The following is a 6,913-nucleotide window of genomic DNA, read 5'->3' as shown; positions in this document are numbered from 1 at the left end:
GGGCGAGCACGACGACGGCGAGCGGGAGCAGGGACTTGCGCATGGTCTCCTCCTTGCGGCGCATCATGGGCATCGATGCCGGGGGAGTTCAACCCCGAACTCGGACCCTTACCACGCGAAACCGAACGTGACCCCGCCGTGCACTCCCCCGAGCCGATACGTCTCGGGGAAAGGCGACGCGCGGTCGGGGCCGCTGGGGCCGGTGGGATTGTCGGATTCCGCATGGCTCCAGCGCAGGTCGAGGCCGAGGCTGAACCGTGGGCCGAGGCGCCAGAACGCTCCGACGTCGAGCCAGCCGCCGAACGCCTCCGCGTCGCGGGTCTCCCCCAACCCGAGCTGCTCCCGACGGAGCGAGCTGTCGATCCAGACGAGCCCGCCGCCGACATACGGATGCGTCGTGCCGGCGTCGAAGATCTTCCGGACGCCCGTGGCGACCTCGAGTGTCGTCCCGTCGTACGTCTGCACGCCGATTCCCCCGTAGCGGGACGCGTCGTAGGCGACGCGTTTGTCCGAGCGAAGGACGTCCAGGGCGATGTGGACGGGCCAGCCGCGTCCTCCGATCGACAGGCACGCGCCGAACTCGTCCTGGTGCTTGACGTCCCCCCAGGTTTCGCCGTCGAGCCATTTCCAACCGAGCTGCACGCTCGCGTGTCCCTGCGTCTCGGTGGCGAGCAGGGGGGTGGGGAGCGCCGAGAGGGCGAGCAGGCATGCCGACGCGAGCCGGCCCATCACCAGCCCGCCCCGAGCGTGATCCCGCCGTGGAGTCCCCCTGCCTTGAGCTTGTCGGCGCCGAGCCCGCGGCCGTAGTCGAGGAACACCTCGGCGGCGCTCCAGCGCGCGTCGATGCCGAGGTTGATTCGGCGTCCCAGCCTCCAGAACACCCCGCCGCCGACCCAGGGTCCCAGGGCGCTGTCGTTGGCGTCGAACGTCTCGCCGAACGACGTCAGGTCCACCTTGGCGGTGACCCAGACGATCCCGGCGCCCACGTAGGGGTGGGTGGAGCCCGGAGCCCAGATCTTCCTCACCCCGAAGGCCGCCTCGTAGGTGCGGGCGTCGAGTGTCGCGGGTCCCCGGAAGTCGTTGTCGATATCCCCCTCATCCGTGGCGGCCAGGAGATCGACGGCGATGAAGACGGGCCAGTCGGCGCGGCCGAGGGACAGCAGCACGCCCAGCTCGTCCTGCCGGTCGACGGACTGCCAGTCGCCCGAGTCGAGGACCTTCCGGCCGAGGAAGAGATTCGCGTTGCCGCGTGGATCCGCGGCCGACGCCGAGGTGCCGAGCAGCGCCGCGGTCCAGAGGAGCAGGAGGGCGCGGGCGAGCATGGTGAACTCCTTGTCGCCGAGTATGGAGGACGCTCGCCGCGTCTTTCAAGACGCGATCCGTCAAGAAGCAGAACGGGCGCCCCGGAGGGCGCCCGTTCGATCGTTCCGTTGAGGGGCGTCGATCAGGGGAACACGCCGAGCTCGAGGTACGCGCGTCCCACCTTCTGGATCGCGCAGACGAACGCCGCGGTGCGCAGGTCCTCGATCTTCCTGTTCTGCTTCCAGATCTCGGCGATTTCGTTGTAGGCGACGACCATCGTCTCCTCGAGGCCGGAGCGGACGAGGTCCTCCTCGTCGAGTCCGCGGATCAACGCGTCGCGCACGGCGTCGGGGAAACGCGCGTGGAGGAGGTCCTCCGTCGCGGTGACGAGCTGGGCGCGCTGGGTCGCGTCCACGCGCTTTTCCATGAGGCCGTAACGCATGTGCGAGATGTTCTTCGCCCACTCGAAATACGACACGGTGACGCCGCCGGCGTTGAGGTAGATGTCCGGCAGCATCAGGATGCCCTTCTTGAGAAGGACGGCCTCGGCGTCGGTCGTCGTCGGGCCGTTGGCGGCCTCGGCGATGACGCGCGCCTTGATGCGATCCGCGTTCTCGCGGGTGATCTGGTTCTCGAGGGCGGCGGGGATCAGGATGTCCACCCCCAGCTCGAGCACGTCGGAGCCCTTCGGGAGCGTCTTCGACGAGCCCGGGAACCCCTTGATCGAGCCCTTCGCCTTGAACCACTCGGCGAGCGCATCGACGTCGAGCCCCTTCGGGTTGTAGGCGGCGCCGTCGTATTCGCCCACCGCCACGATCCTGCAGTCGTCCTCGTCCTGCAGGATCTTCGCGGCGTGATAACCGACGTTGCCGAACCCCTGGATGGCGACGGTCTTCCCGGCCAGCGCGCCCGACAGGCCGGTCTTCTTCAGGTCCTCGGGATGGCGGAAGAGCTCGCGCAGCCCGTAGACGACGCCGCGTCCGGTCGCCTCGCGGCGGCCCCGGATCCCCCCCTGGGTGACGGGTTTCCCGGTGATGCACGCCATGTTGTCCATGCCGCCCGGGTGGAAGGCGTCGTAGGTGTCGGCGATCCAGGCCATCTCGCGCTCGCCCGTCCCGTAGTCGGGGGCGGGGACGTTGGTGCCGGGGCCGATGAAGTTCTTCTTGATCAGCTCGTGGGTGTAGCGGCGCGTGATCCGCTCGAGCTGCTCGGGAGTGTAGTCGCGGGGGCGGAGCTTGATGCCGCCCTTCGATCCGCCGAACGGGACGTTGCCGATCGCGCACTTGTAGGTCATCAGCGCGGCGAGCGCCATGATCTCGTGCTGGTCGACCATCCGGCTGTATCGGATGCCCCCCTTGAGCGGCTTCCGGTGGTGCGAGTGCTCCGCGCGCCAGGCCTCGAAGATGACGTACTTGTCGTCGATCTTCACGGGAAACTGCATGTAGTAGACGTTGTTGCAGACCTGGATCTGCTGAGCCAGCCCCTCGGGCAGCTTGACGTGCCGGGCGGCGCGCTCGAACTGCCGGTTCACGATGTTGTTGAGGTTGAGGTCCTCGGGGGCCTGGGCCGCGCGTTTCGAACGGGTGCTCGTCGCCACGTACTCCTCCGGAAAAAGGGGCCGATGATACACCGGCCGTTTCACGCGCAATCTCTATAATGACCGGCCATGATTCTCGCGGGCGACGTCGGCGGGACGAAGACCCTCCTCGGCCTCTTCGAGCGGGAAGGGCGGCGCCTCCGGGCGTCCCGGATCTCGATCCTCGCCAGCGCGGACTGGCCGACCTTCGAGTCGATGATCGCCGCGTTCCTGGCCGAGGGGCGAGAGCGGCCGCGCCGCGCGGCGTTCGGGATCGCGGGGCCGATCTTCAGGGGGCGAAGCCAGATCGTGAACCTCCGCTGGGCGGTGGACGCCCACAAGGTCTCGCGGGCGATCGGGAACAAGCCGGTCGCGCTCCTCAACGACCTCGAGGCCTCCGCGCACGGGCTCAACGAGCTCACGCCGCGCCAGATCGTGAACCTCACTCCCGGACTCAAGCCCGGAGACGGCAACGTCGCCCTCATCTCCCCGGGAACGGGACTGGGAATGGCGATCCTCGTCCGCGACGGCGCGCGCCTGCTCGTCTCGGCCAGCGAAGGGGGGCACGCCGACTTCGCCCCGCGCGACGCCGACGAGGCCGCGCTCCTCGAATACGTCCAGCGCCGCCACCCGCGCGTCAGCCAGGAGCGGATCGTCGCGGGGCCCGGGTTCTCCGCGATCTACGACTTCCTCGTGGACACCGGGCGCGAGAAGGCGTCCCCCGCGATGCTCGAGCGCCTGGCTTCGGGCGATCGCAACGCCGCGGTGTCCGAGGCCGGCGTCGAAGGGTCCGATCCCGCCGCCGAGCGCGCGGTCGAGATGTTCGTGTCGCTCCTCGGCGCGGCGGCGGGGAACCTCGCGCTCGTCGCCAAGGCCTCGGGGGGCGTCTTCGTCGGCGGCGGGATCCCGCCGCGCATCCTCCCGAAACTGCGCGAGGGGACCTTCCTCGAGTCGTTCCGCGCCAAGGGGCGCCTGCGCCGTTTCCTCGAGAGCGTTCCCGTCAAGGTCGTCGTCGAGCCGCGCCTGGGTCTTTTCGGCGCGGCCGCCCATGCCGCTCCTCCACGCACCTGACCCCCGGAGGCCGTGATGTCCGCTCCGATCGACCCGCAGCTGGCGCAAACCGCCGTCAAGACGATCAAGTTCCTCGCGGTCGACGCCGTGGAGAAGGCGAAGTCGGGACACCCCGGGATGCCGATGGGCGCCGCCGACATGGCGTTCGTGTTGTGGAGCCGCTTCCTGCGGTACGACCCGACCGCGCCCGACTGGCCGGACCGCGACCGTTTCCTGCTCTCGGCCGGTCACGGCTCGATGCTGCAGTACGCCCTCCTGCACCTCGCCGGATACGACCTTCCGATCTCCGAGCTGCAGGCGTTCCGCCAGTGGGACAGCCGCACTCCGGGTCACCCCGAGTTCGGCCTGACGCCGGGCGTCGAGGCGACGACGGGACCGCTCGGGCAGGGGGTGGGAAACGCGGTCGGCCTCGCGCTGTCCGCGAAGATGCTCGCGGCGCGTTTCGGGAGCGACGACTTCCAGCCGATCACCCACCGCGTCTTCGCGATCGCCGGCGACGGCGACATGCAGGAAGGGATCTCCGGAGAGGCGTCGTCGCTCGCCGGGCACCTCGGTCTCGGGAACCTCGTCGTCCTCTACGACGACAACCACATCTCGATCGAGGGGAACACGGCGCTCGCGTTTTCCGAGGACGTCCCGAGACGCTACGAGGCGTACGGCTGGCACGTGCAGCGGTGCGACGGCCACGACCGCGACGCGATCGAGAAGTGCCTCGAGGCGGCGATCGAGGAGACCGCGCGCCCGTCGCTGATCGCCTGCCGGACGCACATCGGCCACGGCGCGCCGCACAAGCAGGACACGCACGAGGCGCACGGCTCCCCGCTCGGCCCCGACGAGACGAAGGCGACGAAGCTGGCCCTCGGCTGGCCGCTCGAGCCGACGTTCCACATCCCCGACGCCGTGCGCGACTTCTTCCACGCGCGCGCGAGCGAAGGCGCCGCGCTGCGGACCGGCTGGGAGTCGCGGTTCTCGCAGTGGCGCGGGGCGAACCCGGACAAGTCGCGGGCGTGGGACGCGATCGTGAACCGCGAGGTCGCCGTCGACGTGGTGGAGCAGCTCGTCGCGCAGGCGCCGACGAACGCCGCGGCGACCCGCGAGCACGGGCGCGACGTCCTCCAGAAGGCCGCGGCGCTCACTCCGGCGCTCGTCGGGGGCTCCGCCGATCTCGCCCCCTCGACGCTCACCCTCCTCAAGGGGGAAGCCTCGATCCGGAAGGAGGCGTTCGGCGGTCGCAACCTGCACTTCGGGATCCGCGAGCACGGGATGGGCGCCGTGATGAACGGCATCGCGTACTCGGGGGCGTTCATCCCGTACGGCTCGACCTTCCTGGTCTTCGCCGACTACATGCGCCCGGCGATCCGACTCGCGGCGCTCTCCCACCTGCAGGCGATCTACGTCTTCACGCACGATTCGATCTTCGTCGGCGAGGACGGACCGACGCACGAACCGATCGAGCAGGTCGCGTCGCTGCGCATCATCCCCAACCTCCACGTGATGCGTCCGGCCGACGGCTGGGAGACGGCGGTCGCCTGGGGGCACGCGCTCACGCGCCGCCACGGACCGACCGCGATCGTGCTGACGCGCCAGAAGCTCCCGCCGATCCCGCGCGAGATGCCGAACATCGCGGACGCGCTGCGCGGCGCCTACAACGTCGCCGGCGTGGCCGATCCCGACGCCGTCGTCGTCGCCACCGGCTCCGAGGTTCACCTCGCCGTCGCGGCGAGGGAGACGCTCGCGAAGGAGGGGATCCGGCTCAACGTCGTCTCGGCGCCGTGCCTCGAGCTCTTCGAAGCCCAGGGCGACGAATACAAGTCGATGTTGTTCCCCGAGGGGGTCCCCGTCGCGACGATCGAGGCGGGGCGCACCGACCCGTGGCGGGCGATCGCGGGCCCCGGCGGCCTGACGCTGGGCATCGACCGCTTCGGCGCGTCGGCGCCGGGGAACGTGCTCGGCGAGAAGTTCGGCTTCACCGCCGAGGCGGTGACGGAGCGGATCCGCACGTGGCTGTCGCGCTGAAGATCGCCGGTCTCCTCGCGATCGCGATCGGGTTCGTCGGGTTGTTCCTCCCCGCGATCCCGGGATCGATCCTGCTCTTCGGCGGCGTGCTCGCGATCGCCGCGGCGGACGGGTTCGCCAGGATCTCGGTCGGGACCGTCGTCGCGGTCGGGGTGTTGTCCGCCGCGGCGTTCGCGGTCGACTACCTCGCGGGGGTGCTGGGCGCGCGAACGATGGGTGCCTCGAAGTGGGGGATCCTCGGCGCGATGGTCGGGCTCGTCGTCGGGCTCCCGATGGGGCTGCTCGGCATCGTCCTCGGCCCCGCGCTCGGCGCCGTCGCGGCGGAGTACTTCCTGGATCGCGACCTGAAGCGCGCGACGAAGGCGGGGGGCGGGGCGTTCGTCGGATTCCTCGTCGGCATGCTCGCGAAGGTCGCCCTCGCGTTCACGATCCTCGGGATCGCCGGGTTCGCGTACTTCAAGGACTGAGGGGCTGGCTGAGCCTCGTCCCCCGCTCGCTGCAGCGGCGGACCGACAGGCGGACTCCGGCTGCCCCCGACCCGCGAGGCTTCCATAGAAGCCCCGATGCGACGGGGCGCCGGGGTCCGCATCGGCCCCTTGGCCCCCGTCGGGATGGGGGCAGCATGCGCAGAACGGTTCGTTGGTTCCTGGGTTGCGCGTTCGGTCTGGTCGTGGTGCTGGGCGCCGCGACCCTCTGGACCGAGGTGGAGGCGGCAAAGCCGTCGCCGTGCGGTTGCCCGACGGGCGGCGCCAAGGTCTGGTGCGACGGCGGCCAGCGCTTCAACAACATGTGCCTGGCGGACTGTGCCGGCGCGACCGGGTGCGTGGAGATCCCGATCCTTCCGCCGTCCTGATCCGGCTTGTCCTGCGGGCGGGGCTTCGTGCATCCTCACCGCATGAAGCCCCCCGACAATCTCCCGATCTACCGCCTGCTGACCGGCGTCGACGA

Annotated in this window: 7 protein-coding genes; 4 read left to right on the top strand and 3 right to left on the bottom strand. The window is 70.2% G+C overall.

Annotated features, from left to right (window positions below):
* Nucleotides 1–108: 108 nt before the first annotated feature.
* From VF139_06530 to VF139_06520, 3 genes are all read right to left on the bottom strand, one after another.
* On the bottom strand, nt 109–732 hold the full coding sequence (locus VF139_06530; GenBank protein ID HEX6851046.1) for a hypothetical protein: 624 nt from the start codon (nt 730–732) through the stop codon (nt 109–111).
* Complete coding sequence (locus VF139_06525; protein ID HEX6851045.1) at nt 729–1,322, bottom strand: hypothetical protein; 594 nt, start codon at nt 1,320–1,322, stop codon at nt 729–731. The genes VF139_06530 and VF139_06525 overlap by 4 nt, the downstream gene beginning before the upstream one ends.
* 122 nt (nt 1,323–1,444) lie before the next feature.
* The gene (locus VF139_06520) at nt 1,445–2,899 is read right to left on the bottom strand and encodes a Glu/Leu/Phe/Val dehydrogenase (GenBank protein ID HEX6851044.1); all 1,455 of its coding nucleotides are present in this window, start codon (nt 2,897–2,899) and stop codon (nt 1,445–1,447) included.
* Between the two features lie 69 nt (nt 2,900–2,968).
* On the opposite strand from VF139_06520, the gene glk reads away from it, so the two are divergent.
* The 4 genes from glk (at nt 2,969) to VF139_06500 (ending at nt 6,818) form a co-directional block, all read left to right on the top strand.
* A complete protein-coding gene (glk, locus tag VF139_06515) occupies nt 2,969–3,949 on the top strand; it encodes a glucokinase (protein ID HEX6851043.1) in 981 nt (326 codons plus the stop codon).
* A gap of 15 nt (nt 3,950–3,964) precedes the next feature.
* Entirely contained in the window at nt 3,965–5,965 is a 2,001-nt protein-coding gene (gene tkt / locus VF139_06510; GenBank protein HEX6851042.1) for a transketolase, read from the top strand.
* Nucleotides 5,950–6,432: a DUF456 family protein gene (locus VF139_06505; GenBank protein HEX6851041.1), complete on the top strand. Its 483-nt coding sequence runs from the start codon at nt 5,950–5,952 to the stop codon at nt 6,430–6,432. Before tkt ends, VF139_06505 begins: the two co-directional genes overlap by 16 nt.
* A gap of 155 nt (nt 6,433–6,587) precedes the next feature.
* Complete coding sequence (locus VF139_06500) at nt 6,588–6,818, top strand: hypothetical protein (GenBank protein HEX6851040.1); 231 nt, start codon at nt 6,588–6,590, stop codon at nt 6,816–6,818.
* Nucleotides 6,819–6,913: the final 95 nt, after the last annotated feature.

It is taken from the genome of Candidatus Polarisedimenticolaceae bacterium (assembly GCA_036376135.1).
Lineage (GTDB): Bacteria > Acidobacteriota > Polarisedimenticolia > Polarisedimenticolales > DASRJG01 > DASVAW01.
This window is presented reverse-complemented; position numbering and strand designations above follow the sequence as displayed.